The following is a 15,627-nucleotide window of genomic DNA, read 5'->3' as shown; positions in this document are numbered from 1 at the left end:
CCCATCGCCCCACACCCAGATCGAAAGGCATCCGCCATGACCACGTCCGCCCGACCCCTCTCCGTCGCGGTGATCGGAGCCGGGATGGCCGGCCGCGCCCATGCCGCCGGCTATCGCAACGTCAACACCGTCTTCGACGCGGGTCTGCCGCCGATCCGGCTGGCCGCGATAGCCGACGCCAACATCGCGCTGGGCGAGGACGCCGCCCGCCGCTACGGCTATGAGAAGGCGCTGCCGAGCTGGGAGGCCGTTGCCGAGGACCCGACGATCGACGCCGTCAGCATCGTCGTGGGAAACGATCTGCACCGTCCGATCGCCGAGGCGCTGGTCGCGGCGGGCAAGCATGTGCTGTGCGAGAAGCCACTGGCGGGAACGCTCGAGGACGCCCGTGCGATGGCCGAGTTGGAGCGCGGCGCCGATGTGGTGACCGCCGTCGGGTACACCTTCCGCCGCTCACCCGCCATCGCCGCGATCCGCGATCATGTCCTACGCGATGAACTGGGCGATCTGACGCTGTTCAGCGGCCGGTACTGGTGCGACTACGCGACCGACCCGAAGGGGCCGCTGAGCTGGCGGTTCAAGGGCGGGCCCGGTTCCGGTGCGCTCGGGGACGTCGGTGCGCATGTGATCGACACCGCCGAGTACATCGCGGGCCCCATCACCGCGGTGTCCGGTGCCACGCTGTCGACGCAGATCCCCAAGCGGCCCCTGCCGCTGGGCGCGGTCGTCGGCCATAACGCCGCGCCGGTCTCGGACGAGCTCGGCGCGGTCGAGAACGAGGACACCGCGTCCTTCACCGCCCGCTTCGAGTCCGGTCTGGTCGGCACCTTCTCGGTCTCGCGCACCGCCTTCGGCCTGCCCAACGGGCTCTCCTTCGACGTCCTGGGCGTGGGCGGCCGGGCCGCGTTCGACCAGCACCGCCCGGCCGAGTACCTCTTCGACGGCGCCCAGCCCGACGCCCGCCCGAGCGGCGCCCGGCAGATCATCGCCGGCCCGAACCTGCCCTACTTCAAGGGCGGTTACCCGATGGAGGCGCCGGGCGTGGGCGGCGGCAACGCCGAGATGTTCACCTACCAGGCCCGGTCCTTCCTCGACCAGGTCGCGGGGGTGGCCGAACCGCTGCCGTCCTGCGCCACGTTCGCCGGCGCCCTGCGGACGATGGAGATCATCCAGGCCGTCGTCGAGTCCTCGGGTCAGGGCGGCACCGCCGTCGACGTCCCGCCCGCCGTCTGAACCACCCGTAGGGAGTAGTACCCATGGCCCTCAAGCTCGGCGCCTACACCGCCTGTCTGCACGACCGCCCCCTCTCCGAGGCCCTGGACATCCTCAAGGAGAACGGTCTGACCTCGGTCGAGGTCAACACTGGCGGTTTCATCCCCTCCCCGCACTGCCCGGTCGACCTGCTGCTGTCCTCGGCCACCGCACGCGAGGAGTATCTGTCGGCCTTCGCCGACCGGGGGATGGAACTGACCGGCCTCAACTGCAACGGCAATCCGCTCAACCCGCTCCCCGGTGTCGGCCCGAAACACGCCGACGACCTGCGCCGCACCATCCGCCTCGCGGGCCTGCTCGGCGTCGAGCACGTGGTCACCATGTCCGGCACCCCGGGCTCCGACCCCGACGCCAAGTACCCCTCCTGGGTCGTCAATCCCTGGGACGGCGTCTACATGGACGTCCTGGACTACCAGTGGGGCGTGGCCGTCGAGTTCTGGAAGGGGATCGACGCGCTCGCCCGGGAGAACGACGTCCGGGTCGCCATCGAGATGCACCCGCACAACGTCGTCTTCTCCCCGGTCACCCTGAAGCGGCTCGTCGACGAGACCGGCGCGACCAACGTCGGCGCCGAGATGGACCCCTCCCATCTGATGTGGCAGGGCATGGACATCGTCGCCGCCGTCAAGTGGCTCGGCCCACTGGTCTTCCACGCCGCCGCGAAGGACGCCACGCTCTGCCCCGGCGCCGACATCCGCGGCGTCCTGGACACGTCCTTCACCCGTGTCCCCGCCGACGCCCCCGGCAAGGTCCCCACGGGCTACGGCTTCTGGTGCAACGCCTGGCCCGAGAACCCGGCGTGGAAGTTCGTCGCCGTCGGCCTCGGCAACGACGTCCCCTTCTGGACGGAGTTCCTGCGCGCCCTCGCCGAGGTGAACCCCGACATGGCCGTCAACATCGAGCACGAGGACGCCGCCTACTCCCAGACCGAGGGGCTGGCGCTGGCCGCCAAGAACCTCCGTAGCGCCGCCGAAGCCCTCTGATCCACCCGCACCCGTGGGCCCGCTTCCGCATGGCCGGCGGAAGCGGGGCCTCGCGCGTCACTTGCCCCAGATCTCGCGGTACGCCCGTCGATAGCCCGGCGGGTTCCAGCTCGTGGCACCTCCGCTGTTGGCGGCCGTGACGATGTGGACGGGGGCGACGTACCCGCTGGGGGCCCGGCCGGAGAAGGCCCGGTTGAACTCGTCGATCACCTGCCAGCCCTGCTGGGACAGCGGTTCGGGAACGGTGGCCGCCTGGTACTGCCCGCTGTTGACGCGCTGGAAGGCGGAGGGGTCGCCGTCGCCCGCGCCGATGTTGAAGGGCGGGCCGGTGCCCCGCTTGCCGGCCGCCCGGAGGGCGGGGGCGGCGTCCGCGAAGTACAGGTCGTTGATGGCGATGGAGTAGTCCCATGCGGTCGGGAAGCGCGAGAGGAGGGAGGAGACCTCCTGAGGGGTGCGGCTGCCGGCGTCCGGGATCGGAATGTTCGCGTAGGCCAGCAGCCGTACGCCCCGGCACCTGGCCAGCCCCTTTCTGATCAGCTGGGCCTTGTTCCTGGCGAAGGGGATCGAGTCGTCGGTGAACACCACGACCCGGGCATGGCCGTCGGACCGTGCGATCACCCAGTCCGCGCTGGCCCCGGCCACCTCCTCGACCTCGGTGGTGATGTTGGTGAAGAGCTCGGGGCGCTTGCTGGGGCCGGGGGAACCGACCGCGTGCCAGCCGATGACCGGGATGTCCGCGGCGTTGGCCCGGGCGACCTGCCGGGAGGTCGCCCTGGGGTCGAAGCCGCCGATGACGATGCCCGAGGGCTCGAGGGTGATCGCCTCGCTCAGTGCCGCCTGGATGCCCACGGGGGTGCCCCCGCCGTCGATCACCCGCACCTTCCAGCCCATGACCCTCGCCGCCTCCCGCACGCCCTGCGCGACGCCCGCGACGCCCGGGTTGGTCATGGTCTGCGCCACATAGGCGATGGTCTTGCCGCGCGTCGCCGTGGGGCCACCGGTCGGGCCGCTCCAGGGGACATCGGTACGCTCGGCCCGCTTGACGGCGGCCTCGGCCCTGGTCTGGGCCGCGGGGCAGCCGCTCGGGCCCGCGGTGGACTCTCCGGGACCGGCCGATGAGCCGCGTTCGCAGCCGGTGAGGGCGGTCGCCGCGAGCAGCACGACGGCCGTGAGCGGGATGGCGCGGTCGCGGCGCACGTCAGGCTTCTCCGACCCCGGTGCGCAGCCGGCGGCGGGCGGAGTAGCCGGCCAGGCCGACGACGATGAGCAGCGTGCCGCCGTTGAACAGCGGGGTGGCCCAGAACTGGGCGCCGAGCTGGCCGATACCGGCGAGCCCGATGGCGAGGACCGCCACCGCGACGAGGGTGCCCAGGGCGTTCGGGCGGCCGGGTTTGATCGCGGTGGAGCCGAGCAGCGCCCCGGCGAAGGCGGGGAGCAGGTAGTCGATGCCGACGCTCGGGTTGCCGATCTGCTGCTGGGCCGCGAGCAGCACCCCGGCACAGCCGACGACCAGCCCCGATACCGCGAAGGCGCAGACGGTGTAGGTACGGGTGGGGATGCCGACGAGGTCGGCGGCGCGCGGGTTGGAGCCGATGACGTACAGGTACCGGCCGAGTGGCAGCCGCTCGAGCAGGAGCCAGAGGGCGACCGCGAGGGCGAGTACGTAGAAGGCGGGCACCGGAAGTCCGAGGAAGGTGGAGTCGTAGAGGTCGGTGAAGGCGGCCGGCAGCCCCTGCGGGCCGGGAACGATCCTGCCGCCGCCGGTGATCCAGCCGGTGCAGGCGTACAGCATGCTGCCGGTGCCGAGCGTGGCGATGAAGGAGTCGATCCGGCCGAACTCCGCGATGACACCGTTGACCACGCCGACGACGGTGGATCCGGCGATCACCACGAGGCAGGCGAACGGCCAGGGCCACCCCTCGTTCACGATGAGCCGCATCACCAGGACATGAGCCAGGCCGAGCCCGTAGCCGATGGAGAGGTCGAAATTGCCGGTCGCGATGGGGACCGTGACACCGAGCGCGAGCATGGCCGGGATCGACTGGGTGGTCAGGATCGAGGAGATGGTGTCCAGGGTGGGAAAGGTGCGCGGCAGGGTCACGGAGAAGATCAGGAACAGCAGGGCGGTGAGGGCGAGCAGGCCGTAGGTGCCGATCAGATGCCCGCCCGCCCGGCCCCGGCCGCGCCCCCGGCCCGGTCTGCCGAGTGGGCCCGTCCGGGACCGTGGCGGAGGAGGGCTCGTCATCGGTCCCTCATGTCCGGGGGTCCGGCGTCGCCGAGACGGCCCGGGTGAGTCCCTCGGCGGTGAGCGACGAGCCGCTCAGCTCGGCCGTCACGGCGCCCCGGACGAACACCAGGGCGCGTCGGCACACGCCCGCGACCTCCTCGGCGTCGGTGGAGATGAGCAGTACCGCGAGGCCGGTGGCCAGCGCCTGGTCGAGGAGGCGGTAGATCGCGGCCTTGGCCCCGATGTCCACGCTCGCGGTCGGCTCCTCGAGAATCAGCAGCCGCAGGTCCACCCGGAGCCACCGGCCGAGCATGACCTTCTGCTGGTTGCCTCCGGACAGGGTGGCGATCGGGGCCTCGGTGTCGCGGGGGCGCACCGCGAACCGTTCGATCAGGGCGGCGGCCTCGGCACGCTCGCGGCGGGGGCTGAGCCGGCGCAGTGCGGGCAGACCGCCCGCACGGGGGTTGGCCAGGAGGTTCTCCCGTACGGTCAGTTCGGCGGCGCAGCCCTCCTCCATTCGGTTGCCGGTCACCAGGCCGACTCCGGAGCGAACGGCGGCGGCGACGGTACGGGGGTGGTACGGCCGGCCGTCGAGCAGGGCCCGCCCGTCGCGGATGGGCCGGGCGCCGGCGAGGGCGCGGCCGAGTTCCCTGTGCCCGGCGCCGGTGAGGCCCACCAGACCGAGGATCTCCCCGGCGCGCAGTTCGAGGTCGACGGGTCCGGTGTGTGCCGTCCGGACGCCGTCGAGGGTCAGCACGGCCGGGCCGCCGGCGGAGGCGGTGCCGGGCCGGTAGCCGGTCGGCTGGTCGCCGACGATGTCCCGCACCAGCCGGGCGGGGCCGTGGTCCGCCAGCGGGCCCCGGCTGACCAGGCGGCCGTCGCGCAGCACCGCGAAGGCGTCGGCGACCTCGTACACCTCGTCCAGGCGATGGGTGACATAGAGAATGCCGTGCCCCCGGTCGCGCAGGGTGTGCAGGACGTCGAAGAGCCGGGCGCAGTCCGCGGCGGGGAGGCCGGCGGTCGGCTCGTCCAACACGATGAGCCGGGCGTTCGTGGCGAGGGCACGGGCGACGGCGACCAGGGAACGCTCGGCGGGGGCGAGGTCGGCGATCCTGGCGTCGGCCGGGAGCTGCCCGGCGACGGTCCGCAGGACCTCCGTGCCGCGCTCCGTGGTCCGCCGCCAGGAGATCAGCCCGCCGCGGCGTGGATACCCGGTGGCCAGGGCGATGTTCTCGGCGACCGTCATCCATTCCACGAGGCCGAGGTCCTGGTGGGTGAAGGACATGCTCGAAGCGGCGGCCTCGGTGCCCAGGGGGTGCCCGGCCACCGTCACCTCTCCCCCGTCGGCCGGATGAACGCCCGCGAGCACCTTGATGAGGGTGGACTTTCCGGCGCCGTTGGGGCCGAGGAGCGCGAGCACACTGCCGCCGTGGAGGTCGAGGTCGACGCGGTCCAGCGCGAGGGTCCCGCCGAACCGCTTGCTGAGACCCCGGATGCGGACGAGGGGGTCCGGTCGGGCGGCCGGGGATGCGTTCACCGAGGTGGCGTCATGCACGGACATCTCCGGGTCGGCCTGGCGAACTGTCGCGAACTCACCCACGACAATAGCGGGACCGACCGGCATATCTCCGGAATCCGGCGGTCTTCCGGGGCTCTGTTACTCCAACGGATCAGTTGATCAGGAGCTTGATCGGCGGGGCGTTCGGCTGTCTGTCCGGTGCCGGGCCGTCGGTCCTGGACCGGCCGCTCAGGGTGGGCCGAGGGTGCACTCGGCCCAGATGACCTTGCCGTCCGGGGTGTGGCGCGTCCCCCACGCCTGGGCCAGTTGCGCGACGAGGAACAGCCCACGGCCGCCCTCGTCGGTGGTGGCGGCCCGGCGCAGATGCGGTGCGGTGCTGCTGGTGTCCGAGACCTCGCAGATCAGGGTGCGGTCATGGAGCAGCCGCACCCGCAGGGGCCCGGTGCCGTGGCGGATGGCATTGGCGACCAGCTCGCTGAGCACCAGCTCCACCACGAACGAGGCCTCTTCCAGACCCCACTCGGTGAGCCGTCGGGCGGCGGCGGCACGGACCTCGGAGACGACGGCCGGATCTGCGGGCAGATCCCAGGTGGCGATCTGGTGGGGGGCGAGGGCGTGGGTGCGGGCGACGAGCAAGGCGATGTCGTCGCCGGGGTGGGCGGGGGCCACGGCGTCCAGGACCGCCTGGCAGGTGTCCTCGGGCGTGCGCTCCGGGTGGGCCAGGGCATCGCGGAGCTGGTCGAGGGCCACGTCGATGTCGCGGTGCCGGTCCTCGATGAGTCCGTCGGTGTAGAGGACCAGCTGACTGTTCTCGGGGGCCTCGATCTCGGCGGTTTCGAAGGGAAGTCCGCCCAGGCCGAGCGGGGGGCCGGCGGGCAGGTCGGGAAAGGACACGCTGCCGTCGGGGCTGACCAGCGCCGGTGGCGGGTGGCCCGCGCGGGCCATGGTGCACCGCTGCGAAGTGGGGTCGTAGACGGCGTACAGGCAGGTCGCGCCGATGATGCCGAATCCGTCGCCGCGCTCCTCCCGGTCGAGGCGTACCACGAGGTTGTCCAGGTGGGTGAGGACCTCGTCCGGGGGGAAGTCGAGTTCGGCGAAGCTGCGTGCGGCGGTGCGCAGCCGCCCCATGGTGGCGGCCGAGTGCAGGCCATGACCGGCGACATCGCCGACGACGAGGCCGAAGCGGGTGCCGGGCAGCGCGATGACGTCGTACCAGTCCCCGCCCACCCGCGACTCGGCGGGCAGATAGCGATGGGCCACCTCGGCGGCGTTCTGGTCGGGCACGCCCTGGGGAAGCAGGCTGCGCTGGAGGGCCAGGACCATGTTGTGCTCGCGGGTGTAGCGCCGGGCGTTGTCCATGGAGAGCGCGGCGCGGGTCGCCAGTTCCTGGGCCAGTGAACGGTCGTCGTCGCCGAAGGGCACGGGGTCGAGCGAGCGGTAGAAGCTGGCGATGCCCAGGACGACGCCGCGTGCGATCAGGGGTACGGCGATGAGGGAACGGACGTGGGCCAGCAGCCGCTCGGTGTGCTCGGGGTCCTGGGCGAGCCAGCCGGCCGCGGTCTCCAGGTCCTCCTCCAGGATCGCCATCCCGGTGTTCACGCACCGCAGCTGAGGGGTGGTCGGATGGAAGTCGATCCGCTTGGCGACCGGGTAGAAGGGGCAGTCGTCGTGGATGCCGTGCACCACCGCACGGCGCAGGTCGTTCCGGAGGTCGGGAGGCTCCTCGCCGCGCAGTACGGCGTCGGGCAGGTCGATCGTGACGAAGTCCGCCAGCTGCGGTACGGCCGTCTCGGCGAGTTCCTGGGCGGTGCGGCGCACATCCAAGGTGGTGCCGATGCGCGCGCTGGCCTCGGACAGCAGCTCCATGCGGCGTCGCGCGGCCAGGGCGTACTTCCCCACCTCCGGCTCGCCCACCAGTACCAGCCCTCTGGTGGCCTGGTCGTCCGTGGTACCGGCCGTGCCGCTCGCCCGCTCGGCGGCCGGAGCGCCCCGGCCCGGCACGGCGGGGCGAGGGATGTCGGGACGGCGCGGGAGGGTGAGCGGCTGTCGCGGTGCGCGGTCGTGGAAGACGGCCTCGACGGCGATGCCCTCCACTCCGGACGCGCTCGTCGTGGGGCGGCTGATCAGGGTGACCCGCCGTCCGTCGGACAGGGAGACGGCGGTGGCCGCCCGCTGTGCGCGGGAGAGCAGTTCGGCGGCCTTCTCCTTGATCACCATCCGGTCATGGTGGTGCAGCCGCTCGACGAGCGCGTCCACCCCGATGGCCTGCCCGCCTCCCGGCGGCTCCCCCATCCGCACCCGGTCCGCCCCCAGGTATGCGCGCAACAGGGCGCGCTCTCGCGCCGAACTCTCCTCCAGCAGCCGCCATTCGATGGCCTGAGCCGCCTTGCGCACCACCTCGTCCAGCGCGGGGTGCGAGGCGTCGCGCGGATAGCCGAGGCACAGGATGCCTTCGACGCGCCCGCTGAACGGGTCGTGAACGGGTATGGCGCGACAGCCGTTCGCCTGGCCGCGCTCGGCGAAGTGCTCGGCGCCGTAGACCTGGATGAGTTGCCTCTCCACGAGCGCGAGGCCGATGCCGTTGGTACCGGCGAACCGCTCGGCGAAAACGAAACCCGGTACCCGCTGGATATCCGGGAGGGTTCTGGCCCACGCCTCATCTCCGAAGCGGCGCAGGAGCACCATCCCGCTTCCGTCGGCGAGCGAGATGTTCATCTGGCTGCCCAGGAACCGGGCCCGCAGCCGGTCGAGCACCGGAGCGGCCGCCCGGACCAGCCTGCTCTCCGGGTCGACGTCCTCCCGGTAGGGCAGTTCCATTCCGCCCAGCGGCAGCCCCAGGGAGCGGCAGCGCTGCCAGGAATTCAGAATGAGGTTGCGCACGCCTCCCTGGACGCCGCCCTGGACCGCCTCCCCCTCCAGGAACCGCTCACGCGGATATGCGGGCCCGATGTCACTTCTCGCGAGCCCCACCAGAATCGGTTCCGCGCCGCGCTGGATCACGCCTCTCCCGGACCATGAGTCCAAAATATCCCCTTTTCGACAATAGCGCGGTACAGAAGGCGGCAGGTCACAGAACCGCGACCGGGTTGACCGGCGAGCCGGTCCCACCCGGAATGTTCAGAGCCGCCACGACCAGGAGGAACTCATAGCGGCCCGCCTCGGCGGTGGCGGCGGAGAGCGCTTCGAGATCGAGGTTGTCCAGCAACGGCACCCCCATCGCGGCCAGGGCGAGCGTATGGACGGGAGAGTGCACCCCCTCGACCGGCGAGGGACGTACGTCGCTGTCACCGTCGCCGCCGAGCAGCGCGATACCGCGCTCGGCCAGCAGCGGTACGGCGTCCACATGCAGCCCCGCGCTCGCCGCGTCGGCGTCCCAGGCGCCGAGTTCCGCACGGCGGCGGAAGCGCCCGGAGCGCAGCAGCACCGCGTCGGCGTCGCCGATCCTCACACCCAACGCCTCCTCGGCCGCGGCGATGTCCTCGGCGTGGACCGCCTGCCCCGGTTCCAGCCAGGCGGATCCCCGGACGGCGGGGAGGTCGAGCAGCACACCCTTCGTGACCAGGGGTCCGAGTGCGGTGACCGCGCCGTGGTGGGCGCCCGACGCGTCGATGGCCTCGCGTGCCGTCCACCCGCCGTAGAGCTGCCCCCGATAGGCGATGTGGCACAGGGCATCGAGGTGGGTGACGCCCTTGCCGTGGTAGTCGACGGCGATGAAGTCCTTGTGGACGGAGGGCTCCGGGGCCTCCACATCGCCGAGGTCCGTCATGTGGTGCAGGGCGGGCCCGCGGTTGTCCGGTGCGGACCGCGTGTTCCAGGGCAGGCCCAGCGGAACGACCGTCCCGGACCGCACCCGGGCGGTGGCCCGCTGTACATGGCCCGGGGTCACCCGGTTCCAGGCGCCCCGGTCGGCCGGATCCCAGCGGCCCCACGTACGGACCGCCTCGAAGAGCGCGTCGAACTGGCGGTGGGAGACGGCGGGGCCGTTGCCCGCACCGGTCGGCGTCATGGGGTTTTGATCATCACCAGGGCTACCGGTCATCCGTACTCACCCCTGTGGGGTCCGGAGCGACGTCAGCGGGGCGACTGCGTGATCAAAATTTTAGTCGGCCATCGGACTGTACGGAGAGCGGCCGCGAAGGTGGGGCGTGGCCACGGGGCCAGGCGAGCGCGGGTCCCGCTATGCGTCGCAGAGCTGAAAGGCGATCTCCTGCGGCTGCGGCCCGAACCCGAGCCGTACCTGGGCTCCGACACACGCCCTGGCCAGCGGCACGGCACTGACCCTGGCGCGGAGGCGGAACCCTTCGTGCATGTCGATGATGGCCATGGCGCGGGGCCTGCCCGCGCTGCGGCCGACAACGGTGACGTGGTGGATGACGCCGATGCCGTCACTGCGTTCCTCGGTCATGTCGGTGGAGCCGCAGACAGGGCACAGCAGACGGCGGAAGACCGCGGTACGGCACCAGCGGCAGCGCTGGAAGTACAGCACCCCGTCCCAGATCCCCCCTGCCGGGATGGGGCCGCCGCGCTGGTCCGCGTCGATCCGCGGTGCGGCGGGCGAGACGCCGTCCCCTTCGAAGGGGCCGTTGGCTGCGGTTTCGATCACTGTATGGGACATGGCGAATTCTCCTGGCTGATGCGTTCGTCAATCCTTGATTTCGCAGATCACGGCGCCGGAGGTGAGGGAGGCGCCGATCTCGGCGGCCAGGCCCTTGACGGTGCCGGACTTGTGCGCGTTCAGCGGCTGCTCCATCTTCATCGCCTCCAGGACGACGACCAGGTCTCCCTCCTTGACCTCCTGGCCCTCCTCGACGGCGACCTTGACGACCGTGCCCTGCATCGGGGACGCGAGGGCGTCACCCGAGGCGACCGGGCCGGACTTCCTGGCCGCGCGCCGCTTGGGGCGGGCGCCCGCGGCGTGGCCGGTGCGGGACGGCGACATGGCCAGCGAGGACGGCAGGGAGACCTCCAGGCGCTTGCCGCCGACCTCGACGACCACCGTCTCGCGGCCCGGCTCCTCGTCCGTCTCCGCGTCCGCGGGAGCGGCGAAGGGCTTGATCTCGCCTGCGAACTCGGTCTCGATCCAGCGGGTGTGGACCGTGAACGGCTCGGTGGAGCCGGTCAGTTCGGGGGCGAACGCCGGGTCCCTGACCACCGCGCGGTGGAACGGGATGGCGGTCGCCATGCCCTCGACCCGGAACTCGGCCAGGGCGCGGGCCGCGCGCTCCAGGGCTTGCGCGCGGGTGGCGCCGGTGACGATCAGCTTGGCCAGCAGCGAGTCCCACGCGGGGCCGATCACGCTGCCCGACTCCACCCCCGCGTCCAGGCGCACGCCCGGGCCGGACGGCGGGGCGAACGTGGTGACCGTGCCCGGGGCGGGCAGGAAGTTGCGGCCCGGGTCCTCGCCGTTGATGCGGAACTCGAAGGAGTGGCCGCGCGGTTCGGGGTCGTCGTAGCCGAGTTCCTCGCCGTCGGCGATGCGGAACATCTCGCGCACCAGGTCGATGCCGGTGACCTCCTCGGTGACCGGGTGCTCCACCTGGAGCCGGGTGTTGACCTCCAGGAAGGAGATCGTGCCGTCGAGGCCGACCAGGAACTCCACCGTGCCGGCGCCGACGTAACCGGCCTCCTTGAGGATGGCCTTGGAGGCGGAGTACAGCTGCGCGACCTGCTCCTCGGACAGGAACGGCGCCGGGGCCTCCTCGACCAGCTTCTGGTGGCGGCGCTGGAGGGAGCAGTCACGGGTGGAGACCACGACCACGTTGCCGTGGGTGTCGGCCAGGCACTGGGTCTCGACATGGCGGGGCTTGTCCAGGTAGCGCTCGACGAAGCACTCGCCACGGCCGAACGCGGCCACCGCCTCGCGGACGGCGGAGTCGTACAGCTCGGGGACCTCTTCGAGGGTGCGGGCGACCTTCAGACCGCGGCCGCCGCCGCCGAAGGCCGCCTTGATGGCGATCGGGAGACCGTGCTCCTCGGCGAAGGCCACCACCTCCTCGGCCCCGCTCACCGGGTCGGGGGTCCCGGCCACCAGCGGGGCACCGGCGCGCTGGGCGATGCGCCGGGCGGCGACCTTGTCGCCCAGGTCGCGGATGGCCCGCGGCGGCGGGCCGATCCAGATCAGACCGGCGTCCAAGACCGCCTGCGCGAACTCGGCGTTCTCGGAGAGGAAGCCGTATCCGGGGTGGATGGCGTCCGCGCCGGACTCGCGTGCCGCGTGCAGGATCTTGTCGATCACCAGGTAGCTGGTCGCCGGGGTGTCACCGCCCAGCGCGAACGCCTCGTCCGCGGCGCGGACGTGCGGAGCCTCCCGGTCCGGATCCGCGTAGACGGCAACGCTCACGATCCCGGCGTCCCGGCAGGCCCGGGCCACACGGACGGCGATTTCGCCACGGTTGGCGATCAGCACCTTCGTCAGCATGCCGACTCCGGCTCGTTCCCTGCCGCGGTCAGCCGGTGCACCACACGCGCGGGCGGTGCCGCGATGGCGCCGGGATGCTCCGCTCGTTCCAACAGGTCGTTCATGCTGTCTTCTCCATGAGTCGGGGTCTGCTCGTCAGACGGGACCAGTAGGAGCGGTCCGGACTAGAGGGGGATGTTGCCGTGCTTCCTGGGCGGCAGCGACTCGCGCTTGGTGCTCAGCTGACGCAGGCCGCGCACGATGTGCCGACGGGTCTCGGACGGCATGATCACCGCGTCGACGTAGCCGCGCTCGGCCGCGACATAGGGGTTGAGCAGGGCGTCCTCGTACTCCTGGATGAGCCGCGCCCTGGTCGCCTCCACATCGCCGCCGGTCTCGGCCTCCGCCTCCGCCTCGGCGAGGGTGCGGCGGTGCAGGATGTTGACCGCGCCCTGGGCGCCCATCACGGCGATCTGGGCGGTCGGCCAGGCGAGGTTGAGGTCGGCGCCCAGGTGCTTGGAGCCCATGACGTCGTAGGCGCCGCCGAACGCCTTGCGGGTGATCACCGTGATCAGCGGGACCGTCGCCTCCGCGTAGGCGTAGATCAGCTTGGCGCCGCGCCGGATGATGCCGTCGTGCTCCTGGCCCACCCCCGGCAGGAAGCCCGGCACATCGACGAAGGTGATGACCGGGATGTTGAAGGCGTCGCAGGTGCGTACGAAGCGCGCGCCCTTCTCGCTCGCCTTGATGTCCAGGCAGCCGGCGGACTGCATCGGCTGGTTGGCCACGATGCCCACCGGGTGGCCCTCGATCCGCCCGAAGCCGGTGACGATGTTCGGCGCGAACAGCGGCTGCGTCTCGAAGAACTCGGTGTCGTCGAGGATGTGCTCGATCACCCTGTGCATGTCGTACGGCTGGTTCGCGCTGTCGGGCACGAGGGCGTCCAGCTCCAGGTCCTGGTCCGTGACGGCGAGATCCGCCTCCTCGGGGAAGACCGGCGCCCGGGAGAGGTTGTTGGACGGCAGGTACGACAGCAGCTGCTTGACGTACTCGATGGCGTCCTTCTCGTCCCCGGCCATGTGATGGGCCACGCCGGAGGTGGAGTTGTGGGTGCGGGCGCCGCCCAGCTCCTCGAAGCCGACGTCCTCACCGGTGACGGTCTTGATGACGTCCGGGCCGGTGATGAACATGTGCGAGGTCTGGTCGACCATGACCGTGAAGTCGGTGATCGCCGGGGAGTAGACCGCCCCGCCCGCGCACGGGCCCACGACCAGGCTGATCTGCGGGATGACACCGCTCGCGTGGGTGTTGCGGCGGAAGATCTCGCCATAGGCGCCGAGGGAGGCCACGCCCTCCTGGATGCGGGCGCCGCCGGAGTCGTTGATGCCGATGATCGGGCAGCCGGTCTTCAGCGCGAAGTCCATCACCTTGACGATCTTCTGGCCGTAGACCTCGCCCAGCGCGCCGCCGAAGACGGTGAAGTCCTGGGAGAACACGGCCACCGGGCGGCCGTCGACCGTGCCGTAACCGGTGACGACGCCATCGCCGTAGGGGCGGTTGCCGTCCAGGCCGAAGTTGGTGGAGCGGTGCCGGGCGAACTCGTCGAGCTCCACGAAGGAGCCCTCGTCGAGCAGCAGCTCGATCCGCTCGCGAGCCGTCAGCTTGCCCTTGGCGTGCTGCTTCTCGACGGCGCGTGCGGAGCCGGCGTGCGTCGCCTCCTCGATACGGCGCTGGAGATCGGCGAGCTTACCGGCGGTGGTGTGGATGTCGATGTCCACCACGTCCTCGGCACTCTGTGTAACGGAATCCACGCCGCAGCCTCCTGTGGTACTCAATGTCTTATGAACGGTACTCAGTACCGCACGGAGGGGCAAGTGGTCTCCGAGCACTGAGACAGGGAAGGATGAGCGGTCATGAGCAAGCCAGCCGCGCGGATCCGGCTCGCGGACGCCGCGTTCGTTCTCTTCGACGAACGCGGATACGAGCGGACCACCGTCGATGACATCGCCGAACGGGCCGGAGTGGGCCGTACGACGTTCTTCCGGCACTACCGGTCCAAGGAAGCGGTCATCTTCCCCGATCATGACCGGCTGCTGGAGCTGATCAGGGACCGCCTGGCGACCTCCAGTGAGAGCACCGCCCTGGTCGCCGTATCCGACGCCGTACGCCTGGTGCTGCTGCACTACATCGACGAGGGCGACCTCGCGCGCCGCCGGTACGCGCTCACCAGCAAGGTCTCCGCCCTGCGGGATCGGGAGATCGCCAGCGTGGCGCGCTACCAGCGGCTGTTCCGCGAGTTCATCGCGGACTGGATGGGGGATCCCACCGAGGCGGCCTCGCTTCGGGCCGAGCTCATGGCGGCGGCAGTGGTGGCGGCTCACAACCACGTATTGCGCCGCTGGCTCCGGGGCGAGTCCGCCGACCCCGTCGCAGAGGTCGACGAGGCGATGCGTGAGGTCCTCGCTCTCTTCCCGACGCCGCAGTCCCCCGGGGGAAGGGGCGATGACGGCACCACCCTCGTCGCGTTCCGGACCAGCCAGGATCTCGATTCCTTGCTGCCCTCGCTGCGACGCCTGATCGAGGACAGCCCTTGAGCGTGCGTCGGGATGGCCGCCAAACGACGAGCACCGCGCCCCCCGCACGGGGGCGCCCCGCACGGCTGAGCCGTGAGCTGATCGTCTCCACCGCCCTGCGGTGCGACCTCTCCACGCTCACCATGCGGGAACTCGCCACCCGCCTCGGCGTCTCGCACTCCGCGCTCTACCGCTGGGTCCGCGACCGCGAAGGGCTCTTCGACCTGATCAGCGAGGTCATGGTCGAGCGCATCCTGCCGCCGGACGACCCCACGGAGCACACCTGGCGCTCATGGCCGGCCCGCCTCGCATGGGCCATGCATGACGAGTTCCTGGCCGTACCCGGATACGCCGCCCGCGTCGCGCATCCGCACCGGCACAACCCGGCCTCGTTCGGGCGGCTGCGCGAGCGGGTGGAGGCCGCGTTCATCGCGGCCGGCGCCGCCCCGGAGGCGGCACGGCAGAGCTGGTACGTCTTCGGCCTCGGCGTCGTCCAGTGGCTGGGCGGGTCGACCAGGGCGTCTCCGTGGACGGCCCCTCACCCCGCTTCGACCTCTTCCTCGACACGCTGCTGCGCGGCCTGCCCGCCCGCCTTCCCGTCGAGCACCCGCGCCCCGACGGCTGAAAGCGATACGCCCGCGAACTCCCGGCCGTAG

Annotated in this window: 12 protein-coding genes; 4 read left to right on the top strand and 8 right to left on the bottom strand. The window is 71.5% G+C overall.

Annotated elements, in window-relative coordinates; genetic code table 11:
* Nucleotides 1–36 precede the first annotated feature (36 nt).
* Complete coding sequence (locus ABD329_RS33700; RefSeq protein WP_198275915.1) at nucleotides 37–1,233, top strand: Gfo/Idh/MocA family protein; 1,197 nt, start codon at nucleotides 37–39, stop codon at nucleotides 1,231–1,233.
* 23 nt (nucleotides 1,234–1,256) lie between these two features.
* Complete coding sequence (locus ABD329_RS33695) at nucleotides 1,257–2,255, top strand: sugar phosphate isomerase/epimerase family protein (protein ID WP_198275916.1); 999 nt, start codon at nucleotides 1,257–1,259, stop codon at nucleotides 2,253–2,255.
* Nucleotides 2,256–2,312: 57 nt separating this feature from the next.
* Here ABD329_RS33695 and ABD329_RS33690 read toward each other — a convergent pair whose 3' ends face one another.
* The 8 genes from ABD329_RS33690 to ABD329_RS33655 all read right to left on the bottom strand — a co-directional run bounded on the left by ABD329_RS33690 (nucleotide 2,313) and on the right by ABD329_RS33655 (nucleotide 14,209).
* Nucleotides 2,313–3,452, bottom strand: coding sequence for a substrate-binding domain-containing protein (locus tag ABD329_RS33690; protein WP_309142650.1), 1,140 nt, complete (start codon nucleotides 3,450–3,452; stop codon nucleotides 2,313–2,315).
* Between the two features lies 1 nt (nucleotide 3,453).
* The gene (locus tag ABD329_RS33685; RefSeq protein ID WP_344317364.1) at nucleotides 3,454–4,500 is read right to left on the bottom strand and encodes an ABC transporter permease; all 1,047 of its coding nucleotides are present in this window, start codon (nucleotides 4,498–4,500) and stop codon (nucleotides 3,454–3,456) included.
* 7 nt (nucleotides 4,501–4,507) lie between these two features.
* Nucleotides 4,508–6,043, bottom strand: coding sequence for a sugar ABC transporter ATP-binding protein (locus tag ABD329_RS33680; protein WP_198282211.1), 1,536 nt, complete (start codon nucleotides 6,041–6,043; stop codon nucleotides 4,508–4,510).
* A 186-nt stretch (nucleotides 6,044–6,229) separates the two neighbouring features.
* Entirely contained in the window at nucleotides 6,230–9,001 is a 2,772-nt protein-coding gene (locus tag ABD329_RS33675) for a SpoIIE family protein phosphatase (RefSeq protein ID WP_344317363.1), read from the bottom strand.
* Nucleotides 9,002–9,068: 67 nt separating this feature from the next.
* Nucleotides 9,069–10,040 carry a cyclase family protein gene (locus tag ABD329_RS33670; protein ID WP_198275527.1) on the bottom strand — a complete coding sequence of 324 codons (972 nt, stop codon included), beginning with the start codon at nucleotides 10,038–10,040 and terminating at the stop codon, nucleotides 9,069–9,071.
* A gap of 138 nt (nucleotides 10,041–10,178) precedes the next feature.
* Complete coding sequence (locus ABD329_RS33665) at nucleotides 10,179–10,616, bottom strand: Zn-ribbon domain-containing OB-fold protein (RefSeq protein ID WP_198275526.1); 438 nt, start codon at nucleotides 10,614–10,616, stop codon at nucleotides 10,179–10,181.
* 27 nt (nucleotides 10,617–10,643) lie between these two features.
* Nucleotides 10,644–12,416, bottom strand: a complete 1,773-nt coding sequence (locus ABD329_RS33660) for an acetyl/propionyl/methylcrotonyl-CoA carboxylase subunit alpha (RefSeq protein ID WP_198275531.1) — start codon at nucleotides 12,414–12,416, stop codon at nucleotides 10,644–10,646.
* 167 nt (nucleotides 12,417–12,583) lie between these two features.
* Nucleotides 12,584–14,209: an acyl-CoA carboxylase subunit beta gene (locus ABD329_RS33655; protein ID WP_309142622.1), complete on the bottom strand. Its 1,626-nt coding sequence runs from the start codon at nucleotides 14,207–14,209 to the stop codon at nucleotides 12,584–12,586.
* A 102-nt stretch (nucleotides 14,210–14,311) separates the two neighbouring features.
* Between ABD329_RS33655 and ABD329_RS33650 the strand changes: the two genes are divergently transcribed.
* Both ABD329_RS33650 and ABD329_RS33645 read left to right on the top strand, forming a co-directional pair.
* Complete coding sequence (locus ABD329_RS33650; RefSeq protein ID WP_198275525.1) at nucleotides 14,312–14,992, top strand: TetR/AcrR family transcriptional regulator; 681 nt, start codon at nucleotides 14,312–14,314, stop codon at nucleotides 14,990–14,992.
* A complete protein-coding gene (locus ABD329_RS33645) occupies nucleotides 14,989–15,627 on the top strand; it encodes a TetR/AcrR family transcriptional regulator (protein ID WP_246618200.1) in 639 nt (212 codons plus the stop codon). Before ABD329_RS33650 ends, ABD329_RS33645 begins: the two co-directional genes overlap by 4 nt.

Source organism: Streptomyces javensis (assembly GCF_039525925.1).
GTDB classification, from domain to species: domain Bacteria; phylum Actinomycetota; class Actinomycetes; order Streptomycetales; family Streptomycetaceae; genus Streptomyces; species Streptomyces asiaticus.
This window is presented reverse-complemented; position numbering and strand designations above follow the sequence as displayed.

Bases quoted from the DNA above. Each gene is read 5' to 3' on its own strand.
- ABD329_RS33700 (WP_198275915.1), top strand. From the start codon at position 37: ATGACCACGTCCGCCCGACCCCTCTCCGTCGCGGTGATCGGAGCCGGG.
- ABD329_RS33695 (WP_198275916.1), top strand. From the start codon at position 1,257: ATGGCCCTCAAGCTCGGCGCCTACACCGCCTGTCTGCACGACCGCCCC.
- ABD329_RS33685 (WP_344317364.1), bottom strand. From the start codon at position 4,500: ATGACGAGCCCTCCTCCGCCACGGTCCCGGACGGGCCCACTCGGCAGA.
- ABD329_RS33680 (WP_198282211.1), bottom strand. From the start codon at position 6,043: ATGTCCGTGCATGACGCCACCTCGGTGAACGCATCCCCGGCCGCCCGA.
- ABD329_RS33670 (WP_198275527.1), bottom strand. From the start codon at position 10,040: ATGACCGGTAGCCCTGGTGATGATCAAAACCCCATGACGCCGACCGGT.
- ABD329_RS33665 (WP_198275526.1), bottom strand. From the start codon at position 10,616: ATGTCCCATACAGTGATCGAAACCGCAGCCAACGGCCCCTTCGAAGGG.
- ABD329_RS33650 (WP_198275525.1), top strand. From the start codon at position 14,312: ATGAGCAAGCCAGCCGCGCGGATCCGGCTCGCGGACGCCGCGTTCGTT.